Source organism: Azospirillum sp. B506 (genome assembly GCF_000333595.1).
Taxonomy (GTDB): domain Bacteria; phylum Pseudomonadota; class Alphaproteobacteria; order Azospirillales; family Azospirillaceae; genus Azospirillum.
Window position 1 is genome coordinate 1 of record NZ_BADK01000570.1, and the last position, 1388, is coordinate 1388.

Annotated in this window: 2 protein-coding genes; one reads left to right on the forward strand and one right to left on the reverse strand. The window is 69.0% G+C overall.

Translation table 11 applies throughout. From position 1 onward, the window contains the following. Positions 1-880: crotonase/enoyl-CoA hydratase family protein (locus tag I71_RS16830; RefSeq protein ID WP_307189007.1), on the forward strand; the 880-nt coding region annotated here is incomplete at its 5' end. A 40-nt stretch (positions 881-920) separates the two neighbouring features. On the opposite strand, the gene I71_RS16835 is transcribed toward I71_RS16830, so the two are convergent. Beyond that, positions 921-1388, reverse strand: a 468-nt coding sequence (locus I71_RS16835; protein WP_042695998.1) for an isocitrate lyase/phosphoenolpyruvate mutase family protein, incomplete at its 5' end; no start/stop codon positions are given.

The window sequence follows — 1388 nt, forward strand, 5'->3', positions numbered from 1 at the left end:
TACTCAAGCGGCTCCGGCGGTCATCCTGTCCTCCTCACCGACGAACTCGCAGATGAAGGAGAAACCGATCATGACCGAGTGTGTCCTGAAGCAGGTCGACGGGGCGATTGCGACCCTGACGCTCAATCGTCCGGAAAAGCTCAACGCCCTCAATTACGAGACCATCGACGCCCTGCTCGCCGCCCTTGACGGGATCGAGGACGATGGCCGGGTGCGCGGGGTGATCCTCACCGGAACGGGGCGTGCCTTCTCCGCCGGCGGCGACATCCCGGAATTCTCGCGCTCCGTGGCCCGGAGTCCCGAGGCCGCTCTCCGTGACTTCGTGGCGCGCGGCCAGCGGCTCACCGCCCGGATCGAGGCGTTCCAGAAGCCCATCCTGGTGGCGGTCAACGGCCTCGCTTATGGCGGCGGCTGCGAAGTGACCGAAGCGGCCCCGCTCGCCATCGCCAGCGAGCGCGCCGTCTTCGCCAAACCCGAGATCCGCCTGGGCATGCCCCCCACCTTCGGCGGCACCCAGCGCCTGTCGCGGCTGGCCGGGCGCAAGCGCGCCATGCAGCTGCTGCTCACCGGCGAAACCTTTTCGCCGAGCCGGGCGCTGGATCTGGGCCTGGTCAACGCGGTCGTTCCGCATGAGGAGCTGCTGCCGGCGGCACGGGCGCTGCTGGAGCGCATCCTCATCCATTCCCCGCTCGCCGTCGCCACCATCCTCACCGCGGTCACGCGGGGCATCAATCTGCCGATCGCCGAGGGTCTGCTGGTGGAGGCCGGGCAGTTCGCCCGGATGGCACCGACCGCCGATCTGCGCGAGGGGCTCGACGCCTGGATCGCCCGGCGGCAGCCCAATTATCCCGGCACCTGGTCCTCGACCGTCGGGAGCTGATCCATGGAAGGCCATACCGGCCCGGAAGGCGGTCGCGGGATCACGACCAGCCGAAATCGTCGTCCAGCGTTTTGAAGCGCCCCAGATCGACCAGGGCGCTGAAGTCGGCATAGGTCATCATGGCGGATTCCCGCGACTTGGGCGTCCCGTCGGCGCGCAGCGCCGCCAGCGTCTCGGCGATGGCACGGGTTGCCGAGAACAGGGCCGACACTGCGTAGAACACGACGGAGAAGCCCATCTCCTGAAGGTCGGCGGCCGTCAGCGCCGTCGTTTCGTTTCCGTCGACGATGCTGACGACCTTCGGCCCTTCGACCGACCGGGCGACCGCCTCGACCTCGGCGATCGTCTTGATGCCGTCCACGAAGACGAGATCGACCCCGGCGTCCTGGTAGAGCCTGGCGCGGCGGACGGCCTCCTCCGGACCTGCCGCCGCCATCGCGTCGGTGCGGCCGATGATCAGCAGATCGTCGCCGCCGCGCGCGGCAAGCGCGCATTCAGGCGGCGCACA